We start from the raw sequence: 18,649 nt of genomic DNA on the forward strand, positions 1-18,649 counted from the left end.
ATTAGTTTGATAAAACTTTTTGATAAAACGTTAATAATTTTTCAGACTGGCTTTCCCATGAAAAATTTTCATAGACTAGCTTTTGTCCCAGTTCGCCCATTTGTTTAGCTCTTTCTTTGTTAAGAATGAAATAATCGATAGCATCGGCTATTGCCTGAGGCTTTTGAGGGTTTACGAAAATACAACAATCACTCCCTTTCAATAAACTTCTCCAGTAAGGAAAGTCTGAGGCAATAAACGGAATTCCCGCAACCATATATTCAAACATTTTTATGGGCAAACTCACTAAAAATGTTGGAATGGGATGCAAAGTAACCACACCTACTAACGAACGGTTATAAATATTATCTACTTCTTCAGAATTTACATATCCAAAGTCATTAACCAGGTGATAGTCTCTATGTTCCTTTATCTCTTTTTCCAGAGCAGGAGAAGAGTACATTCCTGCCAGATTCAGTTTGGCCTTTGATTTTGTAAGCTCCAATGAATTCATCAAATCTTTGATTCCTCTTGTATCATCAATGGATCCCACATAACAAACTTCATTCTTTTTTTCATCCCAGGAAATGCTCTCCTGTTTCTTATCAGATAAGATGGGATAGTTATTGATATTTTCAGTTTGTTTGACAAATTTTTTAAAATAACTTTCAATATGAGGTGTGGCACCAACTACTCCGTCTATTTTTTTACAGATATAACGTTCGAAATTCTCATATAATAGAGAAATTATATTTGAAAAAGGGGATTTTAGATAAGGTGAAACTAAAATTGTGTTTACTGTATCTTCGTGAGAATCAAAGATTACCTTTTTATTTAGTTTTTTAAGTTTGTTTGCTACTAAAAGAAGTTCGGGATCATGAAGATGAAATACATCTGCATTAAGTTCCTTAGCTTTATTAAAAATTTTGTATGTAGTTTTCGTAATTCTTTTTAATCTACCATCAGGTGCACCTATATCTATAATTTCCACATTATCTATCACTTCATTACCTTTACCATCAGCAACTACCAATGATACCTTAATATCATTGGATGCCAGACTTTTGCACATCTTATGAAATATTCTGGAATCATTTCTCGGATGAACACTTGTCAGATGGCATATGTGAAATTCGTATTTTTTATTCATTAATTGGATTTTGGAAAATTTTCAGGTTTCCTATTAAACATTAGTTATGTTTCATTCTTAATTATTTGGTTTTCTAACAGATGGAGAATTACATACTTGAAATACAACCATGCTAAATGAGATTATTTCAGATTTACAATTTCCTGAAAAAAACCTTTATCATGGGTGATATAGGCACTCTGCTCGGAATAATAAGGGAATTTTCCTGCTATTCTTTCATACATGATATCGACTTCTCTGGTATTTAACATTTTCCACCAGCCAATAAAAATATGTTCAAAGTTCTGAGATGGCTGGATTCCTTTTTTCCCACCTTTAACATCACTTCGAAAGCTACTGTTATTACCATCTATATAATTATTGAAGGTATAAAAATCATTTTTTGAATTATAAACAGCAATGTTGGTTATCAACTGATTTGAAAGTAATGTGGTGAGTTTTTCCAAATAACTGTATTTTATTGTATCGTTTTGAAAATTAATTTTCAACAGATGCAGATAAGCACACATTCTCGAAAAATGAGAGGCATCCCAATTAACATTTTGGCTCTTTTCAAGGGCTACATCCTTAAAATCCGGATGATCTTTCCAAATATTTGGCTGCAGATACCATCCTTTATCTTTAATACTTACTTCTTTTTTCAATACCTGATAGAATCTGTCTTTAATAGAGACTAAATCAGGAGTTACGGTTCGTTTGGCATCTTTTTCAATGAGTAAAAGACTTACACCAGTTCCCATAACGTATAGCTCAAAATCAGTAATTGCTCTATAATAACTTAGATTACCATTAAAGTTCCCACTTAAGATATAATCTATTCTTTGTTTTGCACCATAAAATTTCTTTGATTCAGCATCCCAAATGTTTGCGGGATTATTATTCCAATAATATAATACTTCACTTTTTATGAAATCATACATCTTGGTATTTTCGGCATTGCCTTTTATGCCACTTCTTCTTAAATATTCTGAAACAGTAAAGTAAAAGGTTCTTTTAGCCAAATCATCTGCCTGTGAATTCTTTTTTACAATAAGTAATGTATTATAAGTAAACAGCTTCTGAAATTTATTTATTAACTCATTATTTTGAGTATCATAAGCATATTGCATAGGAACATACAAAAGAGCTGAACTATCATAGACAGAACTGTACCACTTGGACAGTTGAGTCTCTGAGCTAAATACATCCGTATAAAAATCCAACATTTTGGAAATCTCCTTAACGCTTAAGTTTTTGTTCGTAAATGTGGGATTATCCGATGTAAATATTAATTTATTCTGTATTGCTGGTGCTGGTTTAAAAATAGGCATAGCCAAACAGAAAGAACTACTATACATCCAATAAGTAAATAATAAAGTAATCTTAAAAATCAGGGTAGAGCTTTTCATTTACGAACAAAAATTTAAATTATTTTTCAGTATACAATTTCGGAATTTTATTCACGATTTTAATTACTCTTTCAAAATCAAGTCCTAAAGTATCCAGATACCATCTGATATTCTGATAACGTGGAGTATTTTCTATTTCAACAAGTTCTAAAGCTCTTTCTCTTGTTATTTGTCCTTCTCTGATCTGATTGCTTCTGAACGTATCATGCTCTGTAAAACCAGCTACAGTATAATATACATAATTATAAAAAGCTGCTGTACCATCACCAATTCTCCAGGTAGTGGTAGTATCAATTGCTTTTTCCCAATTATAATCATTTAAAAGAGTATTATCTACCTGCTCCTCATCCCATCTCCAATAATCAAAAATGTGATAGTAATCCTGTTTTTCTGTGAAGCTGCGATAGTATTCACCAGACAAGGTATCCCAAAGTGAACTATTGAAATATCCAGGGCTCTCCATCATCGCTCTGAATCTTTTGGAATGATATCTCAGCTGTTTCATAGCACCATGGCTGTATACTCTTTTTTCTTCAAAATCAGGTTCAATATCTAAAAATCCTGTTTTAAAGTGAGTTACTTCCAATGGATTTACTCCCCAAAGATTAAGGTTGATCCCAGTTTGTTTTTTGATATCTTCCACATGTCTGAAGAAATGTTTATCTCCTGCAGTAAGCATTGCCATCATTCCTAAATGAGGTGACTTCAGCCATGCTTCAAGGTTCATTCTGATGTTTTTTCTTTTCAATGAAATATCTGCGGCAACAATAATGTTTTCTACCCCAAGATCAGCACACATACGGCTGATATTTCGTCTACCGAGGTCCGTTACCATTCCCCAATCATAGGTATAAGTAACAGGTTTCATCTCCAGTTCCTTTACAATAAGGTGCAATCCATAGCAGCTATCTCGACCTCCTGAAAAAGGAACAATACAATCCAGTTCCTTACCTTTTCTTCTGTAAGGTTCAACCAATTTAAATAATTCTTCTTTCGGTTTTGGATTATTTCTTGGTTTGTAGCTTTTACAGTAATTACATACTCCTTCTTCATCAAATTTTATGAAAGGCATTGTCTCTGGGAGAATACATTTAGTACACCTTTTGATATTAAGCTTTTTATATTCAAGCAGTCCTTCTTCAATAGTATTAAATTTAAACTCGGGGATTAAGTTTTCTACTCTGCTTTTTTCATCTGTGATGGTAAGATTTTCTTTTGAGACAGGAATATCCAAAATCAAAGACTCTTCTTTTATCTGGGTGATATTTTCGCAGCCTATGATTCTAAGTCCGTAGCTTTCTGATGCAAAATAAGTTTTGTCCTCATTATAACCTACATATAAACTTCCATTATTAGAAAAAAGAAGAAGTTTTCCTTTTTCTGGCAGAGCAAGAGCACAGGCAATAACTCCCTGACATAAAGAAAATATCTCTTTAGGAAGGTTTTCTAATTTGTTTTCGTCGTTATTAAGAAACTCTTCTGCAATAGCCACAATAGCTTCGGAATCAATTTTTAATTGTCTTCTTACCGATAGCTTACTCCAGACTTCTTCTTCGTTTACAATAATCCCATTATGTATTGCACATATATTTCCTCTGATGACTGGCTGATTATCCCCCAGTCCATTAGTAATCAATCTACTATGTCCTAAAACAATATTGTTATTATATGGTTTTACCTTATTCAGTAATTTTTCAATGCTATAATCAGCTCTGTTTACTTTATATTGGTTATTTTGATAATAAATCAAACCACTAGAATCTACTCCTCTTTGTTCGGAATGCTTTACCAGAGTTTGAAACTTTTGTTTATTAATGCTGGTGTTCGATACGACACCAAAAATTCCACACATTTGTTTTTTTCTTTTTTTAAATTAAATAATATTTATAGGAACTTATATAAGTATAATCAATTTTTACAAAATTAATATTATACATTATTTCAAATTTTTAATTAGTTATTCCAGCTTTGTATCTTTTTTCAGATATAAAAAACATAATCCATATAATACTACATCTCCAGGAATCAAAAGAGTTACTTTTGTTGTCTTCCAGATAAAATAATAAAACTATAATAAATAATATCAGCATATTTTTATTTTTTTTAGAAATGGAATAGTTCTTAAAAAAAAATAATAAATATATTGATAGATATAATAATCCACCTAATATCCCTAATTCCATCATTGCTTCAACAAACAAATTATGCGGATAATTACTTTGATCAATGCCATCCAATATAAGTCCAGAACTTCCAATTCCCAATCCAAAAAAAGAATGATCCAGTATTGACTCCAGTCCAATTTCAAGAAAGTTTCCTCTTACTGATAAACTAGCATCATCGTTATAAACTTTAAATATATTAAATCGTTCAAAGTCAACATTTTGAAATGCAAAAGTATAAATATTCTCTCCAAAAATAAGAATGGTAAAAAATAATGCTCCTATTGCAAATCCTGTTTTATAATTTATCTTATAATTTTTAAGATTCAAAGTAAAGAAAATAATTAAGGATAATATCAAATTAATAATTGGACCTCTTCCACCCAGTTGAAATAGTAAAAATAATATTGATAATCTGTAAGCTGCAACATACCATGTTAATTTGCTTGCCAGAGAGAAAATAAAACATGCACACAGCATGATTCCAATAACCAAATATGTAGGAACTTTATCCACTAACAATTCAGAATCATGGAATATAATAAACATATTATTAAAATACAGATAAAACAATCCTACAATCATTAATCCACCAATAAGATACATCAATAATTTCAATTCAGAAAAAATAGATTTTTTAAATACAACAATGGGGTACATTACTGTAAAAATATTCAGAACAACAGCAAGGGATTTAGATTGGGCATAGATAGTAGATACTGAATAAAAATTAGAAATAAGAAAAATAAAACTCAATATAAGCATTAAAATAACGATGAGGCGATCCTTTACTTGTAGCGGAACTATTGTACGCAATTCCGAGATCATTACCACAAAACAAAGCAAAAGAGACAATAGGGTCAAATCCATTGGAATAGGCAACCACTTTAGAGACCCCGAAAAAACAAAAATAAAATAAATGAATACTTTAAAAAATGTAAACTTGTCTGTAAATAATGACATATTTTTCAATTATATTTTTTTTATTAAAATTAAGGAAGCTTTTCATTTATTACAATCAATCATGATAGGCTGGATGAAATCTTTTTTTGTTATTATTGTAAGTTTCTATTTTTTCATATTATATTGTGAAATAAATCTTAAATACACCTTCTTATACCACTTTTGATCTCTGAAAACTCTATCATTATGCCAAAGTATGGTGAAATCACCTTCAACTCTTTTTGTTATTTTGAAAAGATTTTCCAATACCTCAAAAGCTTTATCCATAGAATATTTTTGGTAATGCGTCAATGTAGCATCCATAGCAATTAGAGGGTTCTCAAGAATGTTGTAAGGTTGGTCTTTTTCAAAATTATATGGGTGAAATTGGTGTGCTGTACCACATTTAAATCCTTCATGGTCTGCAAATCCCATAGTATAATCGACCTTTATACCACATTTCTCAAGATTTTCAAAAGTTACTCTACGGTCAAATCTAAGATAATGCTGTCTTGCCAATACAATATCTCTTTCTGATGTATTTCTAAGCCTCTCTATTTCATCGTTCATAACAGCAATATCCCTGAACGTATTAAAGCCTGGATGAATACCCAGCAGCATATCTGCATCTGTAATTTTAGAAATCACCTTTAAAACATTTTTATTTATCACCTGACCTTTATCAAATTGAGATGGCTTCGCAGTCATAAAGAAAAAAACTGATCTTAAACCGTATTTTTTTGAATCTTTATACAATTGCTCTATGCCTTTAAGGTACTGATCTTCTTTTTTAAAAACAATAGTTTTTAACATGTTCAGTATTGAACTGCATAATTGTAAAGGTCTTCTTTCTCTAATAGCTTCTGCAGCCAAAGTCTTAACCGATGTAAAAAAACCGTCAAATCTATAAAGGTTATCTATATCATGAGTAGGAACAATTATTGTTGGCTTTAATGAGGGAGTAAAACTTTGTACTTCATTTTTAAGAATTTTCCTGATCAGAAATGCGTATTCATCAACAACGGGTGTAGTAATCAGATTATATTTACAGACTAAACTATCTTTATATCTGAATCTGTCAAATTCATCTCGCGCTTCTGAGGTCAATTCATCATAGCATGATAATAAAACAAAAGATAAAGTAATAATATCATAATTGATTTGAATATGTCCATTATTACATTCATAAAAATCACTTACATTTTCATCAATAACCGGAATGTAATGATAATCATCATATGAAGGTATAGACTTCATATGAGCTTTGCCTTCTATCAAATCAAGCAATTTATCGTGTGAACATAACTTAAATTTAATTCTTATTCCCTCAACCTGAATTGTTACACTATCTTCCGATAAAAATTCTAAAGTTGGAGAAACGGTATAGCCAAATGCAATTTTCAGTAAAAACTTAATTGTATATAATATAGCATTTTCTGTTCGCAATTTTTTTAACATTACTTTCATGGAAACAAAAAAATCAAGATTTATTAAATAGTAAAGAAAGTAATAAATATCTAAATAAAATTACTCCTACATAAATCCATATAAAGAAATCTATTGTAGAGCTCTTTCCTAAAAAAAATGAAACAAACAAAACCAAAGTGGTAATTACCTCCCAAACGAGGAAAATTTTATTCTTTCTTTTAACCAATACACCACTTGAATAATGAGAAAAAGACGATGAAATAACAGTCGTGAAAATTATTATTTTACTCATATCAAATGCCTTTCTCCATTTATTAATATCAAAAAATAAAGAGAAAAAATATTCCCCAAAAATTAAATATACAATAGCAAATAGTAGGGAAACCAAAAATAATAATCCAACATAGGTATTCATTTTCTTATTGAGTTTCGCTTTATTGGTTTCTGACAAATCCTTGTATATTAACCCATTTAAACTTTCAGATATTAAACTTAGTGGTTTATTCACAATTTTGGAAGCCATAAAATAATTCCCCAAAATAGCTTCTCCAAAATAATGTTTTATAAAGAAACTAGGTAACTCCGCATTAAAAGTATTAATAAAATAAGCGGGCATCTGATGCAATGGAAAGGACTTATATTTAATTATAATATTGTAGAACTCTTTGTAAACAAAATTTCTTCTTTGTATTTTGAGATAAAACAATATAAATATAGTAGCAAAAAAATTAGGAATCACATAAGATAATATCAAAACCCAGTATGATAATTTTATATAATAACCAGAAAGTATAATGATAACTGCAAACACAGAGCTTAGTATCATTGATTTACTGACAATATTCAACAAGCCTTTTTTTATAAGAATATCTTTTGATGCACCATATAAAGATTGACTAAATGCAACCAACGGTACAATTAAAAAATAGGAATCTATATCAAAAAATAACATTGAAATAAGTATAACGAAAAAGGAAATTAATGAGATGGTTATACTTAAAAAAATGGAAACAGCATATAGCATACTATATTCTTCGCTCTTTGCTGGTAACATAATTGCTTTGTTGTAGGATAAAGTATAAAAGTACGCTAATGGGGCTGAAATTGATAAAATAAAGGAAAGTACTCCAATTTCGTAATCAGAATAAATTCTTCCGGTTAATGGAACTGCAATCAGTAATATTAACTGAGATAATATATTGCTACCTAAAAAAGATATTATTTTTCTTTTCATAAATTTAAATAATCTTCTTTAGTTCTCTTAAAAAGAGTTTTATATACAATATATATAAACAATTTAAAATTTTTGTTCACATACGCTTTTTTAACTTGTGATAAAAAAATATCTGATACTGAACTTTTTTTAAGAAATAATGGGGCAATTTCGCCATTCGTTAATGCTTCATGAAATTTCAAATCATTTTTTTCATATCCCACCACTACATTTAAAAGAGTTTGAGGAATATGGGAATCAGAGCTCCAGATTACAGGTTTTTTATATTTTAGAGACAACAGATAAGACTTGTAGTTATTAATGACTGATGATCTGGCGTTAAATACTTCTATCACATCAACAGCTTGTGCCAGTTCTTCTATTTGGGTGTGCCCGTCATATGGATGAGGTAAAATCAAGATGGCATTTTGTTCTTTTGCACTTTTATAAAACTCCTGCCATGTCATGTCTGTAATTTCATTCTTTACATTTAATGCTATAACATCTCCCCGATCAGTTTTATATTCCGCAGCAATAGGAATCTCTACATTCAGATTTAGTTCTTTTATTTTTCTTTGAAGTTCTAAACTCCCTTTTATGGTCTCATGATCAGTTAAAACAACAAAATCAAGTTTTTTATCTCTTATTGTTTTCACTATTTTTTCAATCGTATTTATTCCATCATAGGAATAGGTACTATGAAAATGAAAAATTCCCTTTTTCATTTTATTTACTTTGAGAAAATTTTCTTTATGGTCCATATTAATTTGATTGAATCAACGAAAAAGTTTTCAAACAAGTTCGTATAAGAGTCCTTATAAAAATATTCTTTTATTTTATGCAGTTTTCCTGTTTTAAGTAAAACCAAAAGATCTCCGTCTAAAACCCAAAAGAATTTTTTTTCAACTTCATATTTTTTTTCAGTTTGTTCTTCTATGTTATTTGAATAAGCTTCAATCAACGTTTTTCCAAAATTGAGTCCTACTGCATAAGATAAATCTAATGAACCCCAAAATTTGGGATTTAACTCTATTAAATAATATTGTTGTTTCGTCTCATCATATTTATACTCAATCATTAATGGGCCAGACCAATTTAAATATTCTATAATTTGTTTAGATATATTAAACATTTTTTCACAAAAAATAGACTTGGCAGCTGTACTGGATCCCCCGGTAATTGGTATTTCTCTAATACGCTGGTGCATATAATAGCTAATGATTTTACCTTCTTTAGCAATACAAAAAAAGCCTCTGCCTACTCCTGATACCTGCTCCTGCATTAATAGTTTTACTCCCCCTGACAAGTATTTTTCTATTTTTTTAAATTCGGATTCAGAGCCTAATTTTACATATAACGGATCAAATTTGGCTAAGCTTTCATTGCTTGATTTAACAACACAATTCTTATCTCTACTGTATAGCCTTAATTCCTCCAGATTTGAAAATAATTTACATTCGGGATAATTTACATCGCTAAGAGAGTTCAAAATTAGCATTTTATCTTTATTTAGTGCTATTTCAAGACTCTCTTTTGTAGGTATTAAACATAATTCTCTATATTTTTCAGAGCATATCTTTACAGCATCGCTCCCTACAGGAATTATAAATTCGGGGTTAATCTGTTTGACTGATTGTTCCAAATCCCCAACAATATAATCTTTACAATAACCAAATCTTTTAGCAAAAAAAACAGATTCTTTATCCATAGCAAAAATTTGGTGCCTATTTTCTCTATGTAATTCCCTCTGCAGCGCTATAGAGTTTTTATAATTTGCTTCCGTTATCAAAATTCTCATATCTGTTTTTCATTATTCAGGGTTGAACAAAATTCAAGGATCTGACAGTATAGTTCTTTCTTCTTTCATTTTCAAATTCATCATTATACCAAAGTAATGAGAATTTCCTATTTTTTATCATATATTCTCTCAATAATATCCACTACTTTCAATCCTTCTAAAGCATTCGTAGTAATGGTATTTCTTCCTTTTAATACATCTACAACGTTTTCAATGATAAAATGGTGATTGGCTGCAGATCCTTTATAAGCACCATAATCATTTCCAGGGTTAGTTGGAGCCAATTCCGGCATTACATAGTCTTTTATATTACAAACTTCTACTTTGTCCATATATTGTCCTCCAATCTTCACAGATCCATTTTCTGCGATAATGGTCATAGAACTTTCAAGATTCTGATTCCAGACTGAAGTAGAATAATTCAATGAACCCATTCCTCCGTCTACAAAATCAAAGCTAACGAATCCTGAATCTTCAAAATCTGTAAGAGTTGCATGATTAAAATCTGCAAATTTTGCCTGAATATTGGTAATATCACCAAACAGCCAGTACATGATATCGATAAAGTGAGAAAACTGTGTAAATAAGGTTCCTCCGTCAAGATCTTTTTTCCCGTGCCATGATTCTGTCTTGTAATATCTGTCATCACGGTTCCAGTAGCAATTAAGCTGAACCATATATATATTCCCTAGTTTTCCGCTTTCTACCATTTCTTTCACCCATGCAGAAGGTGGTGAATATCTGTTTTGCATTACTGCAAAAACCTGTTTATGCTTGTGCAAAGCCTGAAAAATAAGTTTTTCCGCATGCTGTTTTTTCAGAGCCATTGGCTTTTCTACTACAACGTGCTTACCTGCATCTATCACTTTATAAGATTGCTCAAAATGGAATCCGTTGGGAGAAGCAATGTTAATAACATCTACTTCAATCCCGGAAGCTAAAAACTCATCCAGAGATGCAAAAAAGGGAGCGTCATAACTTTCGATTCCCAATTGAGATTTATCTTTAACATCAATCAAGCCTACTAATTCACATTCTTCATTTCTTGTGATCATTTCGGCGTGTCTTTTTCCGATATGTCCGCAGCCAACGACTGCAAATTTTATTTTTTCACTCATTTGTATGTTTTTAAATCTTTGAAACTTTATTATTTTCTAATTTGTATTTTTCTCCACTTTCTTCACAAACAGCTATATTTTCTGCATCAAATTCAAGTCTTTGCCCGAATTCACTCATCCATCCCATTTGTCTTGCAGGGTTTCCTACTACCAATGCATAATCCGGAACTTCTTTTGTAACCACGGCTCCTGCTCCAATAAAGGCATACTGACCTATATTATGTCCACAAACAATGGTTGCATTAGCGCCTATAGATGCACCTTTTCCTACATGGGTCTTCAGATATTCATTTTTTCTGTTTACTGCACTTCTCGGATTTATCACATTGGTAAAAACCATAGAAGGGCCTAAAAAAACATCATCATCACATGTTACTCCTTCATAGATGGATACATTATTCTGAACTTTCACATTCTGTCCTAAAACTACTTTAGGTGAGATGACAACATTCTGACCTATATTACATTTTTCACCTAAAATGCAACCTGTCATAAGGTGTGAAAAGTGCCAAATTTTGGTTCCTTCACCTATTTGACATCCTTCGTCAATAACGGCTGTTTCGTGCGCAAAAAAATCCGACATATCTGCTTTATATTAATTAAAATAGTTCTTAATTTCTGTAATAATAACATCCAGTACTTCCTGATTAAATTCTGTATGTACAGGAAGGGAAATAACTTCTTTGCAAAGCTGCTCCGTAACCGGAAGACTAAAACCTTCTTCTACATATTGAAGAAAAGCTTCTTGTTTGTAAAGAGGCAAAGGATAATATACCATACTTGGAATATTCTTTTCTGCCAAATATTTTTGTAATTCGTCTCTTTTCCCATTTTTCACTCTAAGGGTATACTGATGAAATACATGGGTAGAATTTACAGCTCTCTTAGGAGTTTGAATTTCAGCTATCTCTGCAAGGTTTGTATCATAATAATCTGCCATTCTGTTTCGGGAAGCAGAATACTCATCCAAATGCTTAAGCTTAACTTTTAATACGGCTGCCTGAATGGTATCCAATCTTGAATTACAGCCTAAAACTTTGTGATAATATTTCTTTTCCTGACCGTGGTTGGCAATCATTCTGATTTTAAAAGCTAATTCATCGTCATTTGTCATCAATGCACCACCATCGCCATAGCATCCGAGATTTTTTGAAGGAAAAAATGAGGTACATCCGATATGCCCAATAGTTCCCGTTTTTTTCACAGTTCCATCAGAAAAAGTATAATCAGAACCTATTGCCTGAGCATTATCTTCAATCACAAAAAGGTTGTACTTTTCCGCAAATTCAAGAATTTTCTCCATATCAGCACTTTGGCCGTATAAATGAACAGGAACAATGGCTTTGGTTTTGGGTGTCAGATATTTTTCAAGACCATTTAACTCTATATCGAAAGTATCTTTGTCTACATCTACCATTACTGGTTTTAATCCTAAAAGCCCAATAACTTCCGCAGTGGCTACATACGTGAAAGCAGGGCATATTACTTCATCACCTGGCTGCAGATCAAGTGCCATCATGGCAATTTGAAGAGCATCTGTTCCGTTAGCACATGGAATAACATGTTTTACTCCCAGATATTTTTCAAAATCCTGTTGAAATTCTTTTACTGCAGGACCATTAATAAATGCGGTACTATCGATACATTCCTGAATACTGATATCTACGTCTTCTTTTATTTTCAGGTATTGACCTTTAAGGTCAACCATTTGAATTTTCATATTCTTAGTTTTTTGAGTGCACAGAGTGCATTTTTTAATTCATGATCAGCTCACTTATTTTATTTCCTATAGAAAGGCAGGACGTAGCTGCTGGAGAAGGAGCATTTCTAACATGAATAATGTTTCCGTTTTTCACGATATCAAAATCATCAATCAAACCTCCATTTCTGTCGCAAGCTTGAGCTCTTACTCCTGAACCTCCTGTAACAAGATCGTTTTCCTGTATTTCCGGTAAAAGCTTTTGAAGGGCTTTTGTAAATGCAGATTTGGAAAGTGAACGGTGCATTTCTCCCATTCCGGTTTTTCCATATTTTGCTACAATTTTTCTAAATCCCGGCCATAGCATGGTTTGCATGGTTTCGTTAAAATTGAAATCAAAAAAGTTATATCCTTCTTTTTTGAAGGCCAAAACAGCATTAGGGCCAGCTTCTATATTACCATCAATCATTCTGGTAAAGTGAACTCCAAGAAACGGAAAGTTAGGATCAGGTACCGGATAAATAAGATGTTTTACCAGGTATTTTTTTTCATCCTTAATTTTATAATATTCTCCTCTAAAAGGAATAATGACCACATCGTTTTTTTCGTTGGTCATTCTGGTTATCTTATCGGAATACAATCCTGCGCAGGAAATTAACTTTTTGGTTTTAAATTCGGAAATATTGGTATTGACAATAATTTCAGATCCTTTATCAATGATATTTTTTACTTCATGATTAAATCTTACTTCTCCTCCTAATGCTTCAAAAAGTTCTTTTATTTTTTTTGCAATTCCCGGATAGTCGATAATTCCGGTTTGTGGCACTTTAATTGCTCTTACTCCTTCACAATGCGGTTCGATTTCACGGAACTCTTCTCTTGAAAGGTATTTTAAGTCTTGTAATCCGTTTTCTACTCCTCTTTTATAGATATTATCTAGAAGGGGTAATTCTTCCTGCGAAGTAGCTACAATAATCTTTCCGCAAAGGTCATATCGTATACCGTGTTTCTCAGCAAAGTTAATGACTGAATTATACCCTTCAATACAATTTTTAGCTTTAAGGCTTCCCGGTTTATAATAAATCCCGCTATGGATTACTCCACTGTTATGTCCTGACTGGTGCAATGCCACGTCATTTTCTTTTTCTAAAATAAGAATCTTAGAATCAGGATTTTTAAGTTGAGTCTGGTAGGCTGTAGCCAAACCTACCAAACCTGCACCAATGATTATGATATCATAGTTCATGATCTGTTATAATCTTGCATCTACCAGATTTCTGTCTAAACATGCTTTGGTGTCAAAAACCACAGCATTTTCTTTTTTAAGCTGATCCAGATCCATTTCCAGGAACTCATTGTGAGATACTGCAATCACTAAAGAATCATACTTTTTCCCATCCTCAAGAGCGTCCAGAATATCAATTCCATATTCATGTTTTACTTCATCTTTACTCGCCCAGGGATCATAAATATCTACATTAACTCCATAATCTGCAAGTTCTCTGTAAATATCTACAACTTTAGTATTTCTGACATCCGGACAGTTTTCTTTGAATGTAACTCCTAAAATCAAAGCATTTGAGTTTTTGATCACTCCCCCTTTTGCAATAAGAAGTTTCACTACTTTAGCTGCAACAAACTTTGCAATAGAGTCATTTACACGTCTTCCAGATAAAATAACATCCGGGTGATATCCTAACTGTTCTGCTTTGTGTGCAAGGTAATAAGGATCTACGGAGATACAGTGTCCTCCCACCAATCCTGGTTTATATTTTAGGAAGTTATATTTTGTACCTGCCGCTTCCAATACATCATTGGTATCGATACCTACTCTATCGAAAATTAAAGCCAATTCGTTAACAAAAGAAATATTAACATCCCTTTGTGCATTTTCAATCGCTTTTGAAGCTTCTGCTACTTTAATGCTAGGTGCTTTATGGGTTCCTGCAGTAATAATTTTCTTATATAGACTATCTACTTCCTCAGCAATCTTGTCGGTAGAACCAGATGTTACTTTTTTAACACTTGTAAGAGTATTTACTTTATCACCCGGATTAATTCTTTCCGGAGAGTACCCCACAAAAAAGTCTTCGTTAAAGGTAAGTCCTGAATATTTTTCAAGAACAGGTACGCACTCTTCTTCTGTACATCCTGGAAAAACTGTAGATTCATAAATAACAATATCTCCTTTTTTGATAATTTCTCCTAACATTTTTGAAGCAGAAATTAATGGGTTCAGATCTGGAGCATTATATTTATCAATAGGGGTAGGAACTGTTACAATGAATACATTAGCTTCAGAAATATCAGATAACAGACTTGTTGCTTTATAACCTAAAGAACCATTGGATTCATTATATTTTTTCAGTCCATTATTTAATTTATCAACATCAGCTTCAAGCGTTATATCCTTTCCGTTATTAAGCTGATCTACACGCTGAGTATTGATATCAAATCCAAAAACAGGATAGTGATCTGCAAATTCAAGAGATAAAGGAAGACCTACATAACCTTGGCCTATAACTGCTATTTTATATGTTGTTATCATTAACTAAGTTTATTTTTTATTTTTTGAAACCATGATTGTTCTGTATGTTGGTTATAACCATAACCATACTTGTTACTGTATCCTAAATTTTCTCGGCTTACATCGTTAAGTACAAATCCAACATTTTTGATTTTTTTCTGATCAATATTGTTATTAGCAAATTCTAATAATGCTTTTTCGGTGTATTTAGATCTGGATACATAAATTGTAACATCAGAAAGTTCAGCAATAAGGAAAGTATCTGTTACAAGAAGTAGTGGCGCGGTATCCAGGATAATATATTCATATTTATCTTTCAGTTCGCTGAGAAGAATCTCATAACGACCGTTGGATAATAATTCTGTTGGATTTGGAGGAATCATTCCTGAATAAATTACATCCAGATAAGGATTAAAAGATGATACATGAATAATATCTGTAAGTTTAGTGTCGTCATTGTAAAGATACTCCGTAAGCCCAGCAAGTCCTTTTCTGGCAGGATTATATCTTTGAAGCTGAGGATTTCTGATATCAGATCCGATGATAATTGCTTTTTTCTTAGGGTTTGCCAGTGTTAAAGCTAAATTCACGGAGGTGAATGTTTTTCCTTCTCCCTTTACAGTTGAAGTAACAAATACTACTTTCCCTTTTTTCTCTTTTGAAAGCATGAAATTCATATTGGTAATAAGAATTCTAAATGCTTCCGCCATAGGCGTAATATCATTCATTTTAACAATTTCAGAATCTCCTTTTTCAAGACTTGGTAATTCTGCAATAATAGGTGCATGAACTAACTTCTCAAGATCATGTTTTGTAACAATTTTATTATTAAACAGTTGAGACATGTAAATAATAATAAAAGGAACTAACAATCCAAGAAATAATGAAACGAATAAAATAGCTTGGGTTTTTGGTGCAACAGGGTTTGCAAAAGCATACGCCATATCAATGACTCTCGCTTTTGGTGCCGTAATAGATTGCGCAATAGCTGTTTCTTCTCTTTTCTGTAATAATAATAAATATAAGTTTTCTTTAATTTTTTGTTGTCTTTCTATTCCCCTGAATATTTTTTCTATGGAAGGAATTTTAGCTATTTTTCCTGTTACCTTATTTTGCTCTCCTACATATTCATTTCTTGCAAGTTCTAATCCTGCCTTATTTCTCTGTAGAGTTTGAACAACTGAAGTACGCATTGAATTTATTTGTTTACTAGTTTCAACAACTATAGGGTTTTCTGTAGTTGCAGATTCTAATAATCTCGCTCTTTGCATTACTAATTGGTTGTAGGATGTAATTGCAGAAACAGCTTCAGGATTATTTAATCCGATATTCATTGGTAAAACCTGATACTGTCCTTGCTTGGACATGAAAGAAATCAAAGAATTTGTCAATTCCAATTGGGCATCAAGATCCAATTGTTTTCCGCGAGCTTCTGCAGAACTTTCAAGATCTATTTTAGCTTCTGTTTCAAGGTCAGTAAGATTATTCTTTGATTTAAAACTCTCTTTTTCATTTTCAACCTGACCAAGCTCTACTGAAAGTTTTTTTACTCTATCTTCAATAAAATCTAATGTTTTTTTAGACTCCTGGTTTTTATCCAAGATAGCATCGTTATTATAAGCAACAACTAATGAATTAAGAATATCTTGTGCCTTTGAAATTACCGGATAATTCATTGAAAGCCTAAGTACAGTAGCTTCTTTGTTTGCTAAATCTACATTAAGAGCACTTGTTAATGCATTCACTTTTGCTTCAACCGATGATATGAGTAATTCTAAATTTTTCTTATCAATATTGGGTGATGCTTTAGGGTTATATTCTTTATTTTTAGTAATGATAATATTAGCAAAAGGAAGATTTATCATTCTTCCATAACCAGAAATAATATCTTTTTTCTGCTCTTCATCATGTATTATAATTTCTTCCCCTTTTAATTCTACATTAATAAGATTATTTGCTTTTTTGGATACCTTCTCATTTATAACTTTTACTTCAATAGGCGAAGATTCTTTGTATAGCTCAACACGACTTACTTTTCCTTTAACAATGATATTAGCCTGAAGGTTTTTATTGATAACCACATCCCTCATCAGCTTTTTTGATTTCAAAACTTCAATCTCATTGGAAATACTATTAGTTTTCATTCCTCCCAGTCCTGATAAATCAGAAAGAACACCCAATTCGTTATTTGAAGATGAATTTTTGGAATCTTTTATAAGTAAGGTGGTTTCCACATAATAGACTGGAGTCATAAATCTTATGGCAAAATAGCCAATCGTTAAAGCTACCATTGCACAAAAAATAAACCATGGCCATCTCCTTAAATATGGTTTGATTATTTCACTAAAATTAATTTTATTTGAATTGTTTTCCACTTCTGAAAATTGTGAAGTTTGCTGGTTATCCATCAATTGTTATTTCTTATTAAATAAACTTACTACTACGGCAACTGCTGTAACCGCAATAGAAATGGCGGTCAGGTAAAGTCCAGTATTGGGATTCTGTTTTGCCATAACATCTTTTGTATTGTTTGAAGAAACAATAATAGCATCTCCTTGCTTAAGATTATAATATGGAGAATTAACTGAATTAGCATCCCGAATATTGATACGGCCATGAGAAACCACACCATTTTCTGTTCTGACAACCAATATATCTTCTCTTTTTCCATATTGAGTCAAATCCCCGGCCATCCCTAATGCATTTAAAATAGTTGCCTGGCCATTGGCAATAGTATAATCTCCCTGTCTGTTTACTTCTCCTAATATGGTAACTTTGAAGTTTGTGAGCCTTACATTAATTGTTGGATTAATAACATATTTTGTCATTCTATCCCTTAATTCATCTTTGAATGCCGTCAAACTTTTATCTGATGTATTCAGTTTTCCCAATATAGGAAAGTCAATATCTCCATTTGCATCTACAATATAAGTAGGTCCTGAAAGTATTGTAGCTCCTTGGTTAGGAGTATTTCCTCCTGCTATATTATTTGTCTGGATAAGTTCTGATGAGGAATAATTCTGATTAAAAGGTTTTACAACATCCATATCTTTTGCAGTGATCAGAATAATAAGCTGATCCCCAACCTGGATTGTATTTGCTGAATTTTTAGCAGAGGCATTGATTGCAACCTGTTCTATATTCTGCATATAATTTAAATCATTCTTAGCATTGGGATTAACTTTGCAGGAAATCACTAATGAAGATGCCAAAACTACTGCTAATATTTTTCCTTTCATTATTTT

At 31.7% G+C, this 18,649-nt stretch carries 15 protein-coding genes; all 15 read right to left on the reverse strand.

From position 1 onward, the window contains the following. Position 1: 1 nt before the first annotated feature. The 15 genes from NK356_RS11040 to NK356_RS11110 all read right to left on the reverse strand — a co-directional run bounded on the left by NK356_RS11040 (position 2) and on the right by NK356_RS11110 (position 18,643). The gene (locus NK356_RS11040) at positions 2 to 1,129 is read right to left on the reverse strand and encodes a glycosyltransferase (RefSeq protein ID WP_034699119.1); all 1,128 of its coding nucleotides are present in this window, start codon (positions 1,127 to 1,129) and stop codon (positions 2 to 4) included. A 122-nt stretch (positions 1,130 to 1,251) separates the two neighbouring features. After that, a complete protein-coding gene (locus tag NK356_RS11045; RefSeq protein ID WP_034699111.1) occupies positions 1,252 to 2,517 on the reverse strand; it encodes a hypothetical protein in 1,266 nt (421 codons plus the stop codon). A 19-nt stretch (positions 2,518 to 2,536) separates the two neighbouring features. After that, the gene (locus NK356_RS11050) at positions 2,537 to 4,369 is read right to left on the reverse strand and encodes a glucosamine 6-phosphate synthetase (protein WP_034699108.1); all 1,833 of its coding nucleotides are present in this window, start codon (positions 4,367 to 4,369) and stop codon (positions 2,537 to 2,539) included. Between the two features lie 97 nt (positions 4,370 to 4,466). Continuing rightward, positions 4,467 to 5,642, reverse strand: a complete 1,176-nt coding sequence (locus tag NK356_RS11055) for an O-antigen ligase family protein (RefSeq protein ID WP_081906518.1) — start codon at positions 5,640 to 5,642, stop codon at positions 4,467 to 4,469. 105 nt (positions 5,643 to 5,747) lie between these two features. Next, positions 5,748 to 7,088, reverse strand: coding sequence for a polysaccharide deacetylase family protein (locus NK356_RS11060; protein WP_253316987.1), 1,341 nt, complete (start codon positions 7,086 to 7,088; stop codon positions 5,748 to 5,750). 13 nt (positions 7,089 to 7,101) lie between these two features. Further along, a complete protein-coding gene (locus tag NK356_RS11065; protein ID WP_034699100.1) occupies positions 7,102 to 8,283 on the reverse strand; it encodes a lipopolysaccharide biosynthesis protein in 1,182 nt (393 codons plus the stop codon). Continuing rightward, on the reverse strand, positions 8,280 to 9,023 hold the full coding sequence (locus NK356_RS11070) for a PHP domain-containing protein (protein WP_051934593.1): 744 nt from the start codon (positions 9,021 to 9,023) through the stop codon (positions 8,280 to 8,282). Before NK356_RS11070 ends, NK356_RS11065 begins: the two co-directional genes overlap by 4 nt. Then, on the reverse strand, positions 8,993 to 10,060 hold the full coding sequence (locus tag NK356_RS11075) for a hypothetical protein (protein WP_253316988.1): 1,068 nt from the start codon (positions 10,058 to 10,060) through the stop codon (positions 8,993 to 8,995). Before NK356_RS11075 ends, NK356_RS11070 begins: the two co-directional genes overlap by 31 nt. A 107-nt stretch (positions 10,061 to 10,167) precedes the next feature. Beyond that, positions 10,168 to 11,178, reverse strand: a complete 1,011-nt coding sequence (locus NK356_RS11080) for a Gfo/Idh/MocA family protein (RefSeq protein ID WP_034699096.1) — start codon at positions 11,176 to 11,178, stop codon at positions 10,168 to 10,170. Between the two features lie 10 nt (positions 11,179 to 11,188). Beyond that, complete coding sequence (locus NK356_RS11085; protein WP_034699094.1) at positions 11,189 to 11,761, reverse strand: acyltransferase; 573 nt, start codon at positions 11,759 to 11,761, stop codon at positions 11,189 to 11,191. Positions 11,762 to 11,773: 12 nt separating this feature from the next. Then, complete coding sequence (locus NK356_RS11090) at positions 11,774 to 12,898, reverse strand: DegT/DnrJ/EryC1/StrS aminotransferase family protein (RefSeq protein WP_253316989.1); 1,125 nt, start codon at positions 12,896 to 12,898, stop codon at positions 11,774 to 11,776. 34 nt (positions 12,899 to 12,932) lie between these two features. Further along, positions 12,933 to 14,123: an L-2-hydroxyglutarate oxidase gene (gene lhgO / locus NK356_RS11095; RefSeq protein WP_034699090.1), complete on the reverse strand. Its 1,191-nt coding sequence runs from the start codon at positions 14,121 to 14,123 to the stop codon at positions 12,933 to 12,935. Positions 14,124 to 14,129: 6 nt separating this feature from the next. Continuing rightward, a complete protein-coding gene (locus NK356_RS11100; RefSeq protein WP_079242932.1) occupies positions 14,130 to 15,425 on the reverse strand; it encodes a nucleotide sugar dehydrogenase in 1,296 nt (431 codons plus the stop codon). After that, positions 15,425 to 17,812: a polysaccharide biosynthesis tyrosine autokinase gene (locus NK356_RS11105; RefSeq protein ID WP_034699085.1), complete on the reverse strand. Its 2,388-nt coding sequence runs from the start codon at positions 17,810 to 17,812 to the stop codon at positions 15,425 to 15,427. Before NK356_RS11105 ends, NK356_RS11100 begins: the two co-directional genes overlap by 1 nt. Positions 17,813 to 17,818: 6 nt before the next feature. Next, positions 17,819 to 18,643 (reverse strand): polysaccharide biosynthesis/export family protein, encoded by an 825-nt coding sequence (locus NK356_RS11110; protein WP_034699083.1) that lies wholly within the window; start codon positions 18,641 to 18,643, stop codon positions 17,819 to 17,821. Positions 18,644 to 18,649: the final 6 nt, after the last annotated feature.

The organism is Chryseobacterium sp. S0630 (genome assembly GCF_024158915.1).
In the GTDB taxonomy this organism is placed as follows: domain Bacteria; phylum Bacteroidota; class Bacteroidia; order Flavobacteriales; family Weeksellaceae; genus Chryseobacterium.

What these genes read in the sequence shown, in the direction of transcription:
- NK356_RS11080 (WP_034699096.1), bottom strand. Translation starts at nt 11,178, where the DNA reads ATGAGTGAAAAAATAAAATTTGCAGTCGTTGGCTGCGGACATATCGGA.
- NK356_RS11040 (WP_034699119.1), bottom strand. Translation starts at nt 1,129, where the DNA reads ATGAATAAAAAATACGAATTTCACATATGCCATCTGACAAGTGTTCAT.
- NK356_RS11085 (WP_034699094.1), bottom strand. Translation starts at nt 11,761, where the DNA reads ATGTCGGATTTTTTTGCGCACGAAACAGCCGTTATTGACGAAGGATGT.
- NK356_RS11050 (WP_034699108.1), bottom strand. Translation starts at nt 4,369, where the DNA reads ATGTGTGGAATTTTTGGTGTCGTATCGAACACCAGCATTAATAAACAA.
- NK356_RS11070 (WP_051934593.1), bottom strand. Translation starts at nt 9,023, where the DNA reads ATGGACCATAAAGAAAATTTTCTCAAAGTAAATAAAATGAAAAAGGGA.
- NK356_RS11105 (WP_034699085.1), bottom strand. Translation starts at nt 17,812, where the DNA reads ATGGATAACCAGCAAACTTCACAATTTTCAGAAGTGGAAAACAATTCA.
- NK356_RS11100 (WP_079242932.1), bottom strand. Translation starts at nt 15,425, where the DNA reads ATGATAACAACATATAAAATAGCAGTTATAGGCCAAGGTTATGTAGGT.
- lhgO (WP_034699090.1), bottom strand. Translation starts at nt 14,123, where the DNA reads ATGAACTATGATATCATAATCATTGGTGCAGGTTTGGTAGGTTTGGCT.
- NK356_RS11075 (WP_253316988.1), bottom strand. Translation starts at nt 10,060, where the DNA reads ATGAGAATTTTGATAACGGAAGCAAATTATAAAAACTCTATAGCGCTG.
- NK356_RS11055 (WP_081906518.1), bottom strand. Translation starts at nt 5,642, where the DNA reads ATGTCATTATTTACAGACAAGTTTACATTTTTTAAAGTATTCATTTAT.
- NK356_RS11065 (WP_034699100.1), bottom strand. Translation starts at nt 8,283, where the DNA reads ATGAAAAGAAAAATAATATCTTTTTTAGGTAGCAATATATTATCTCAG.
- NK356_RS11060 (WP_253316987.1), bottom strand. Translation starts at nt 7,088, where the DNA reads ATGAAAGTAATGTTAAAAAAATTGCGAACAGAAAATGCTATATTATAT.
- NK356_RS11090 (WP_253316989.1), bottom strand. Translation starts at nt 12,898, where the DNA reads ATGAAAATTCAAATGGTTGACCTTAAAGGTCAATACCTGAAAATAAAA.
- NK356_RS11110 (WP_034699083.1), bottom strand. Translation starts at nt 18,643, where the DNA reads ATGAAAGGAAAAATATTAGCAGTAGTTTTGGCATCTTCATTAGTGATT.
- NK356_RS11045 (WP_034699111.1), bottom strand. Translation starts at nt 2,517, where the DNA reads ATGAAAAGCTCTACCCTGATTTTTAAGATTACTTTATTATTTACTTAT.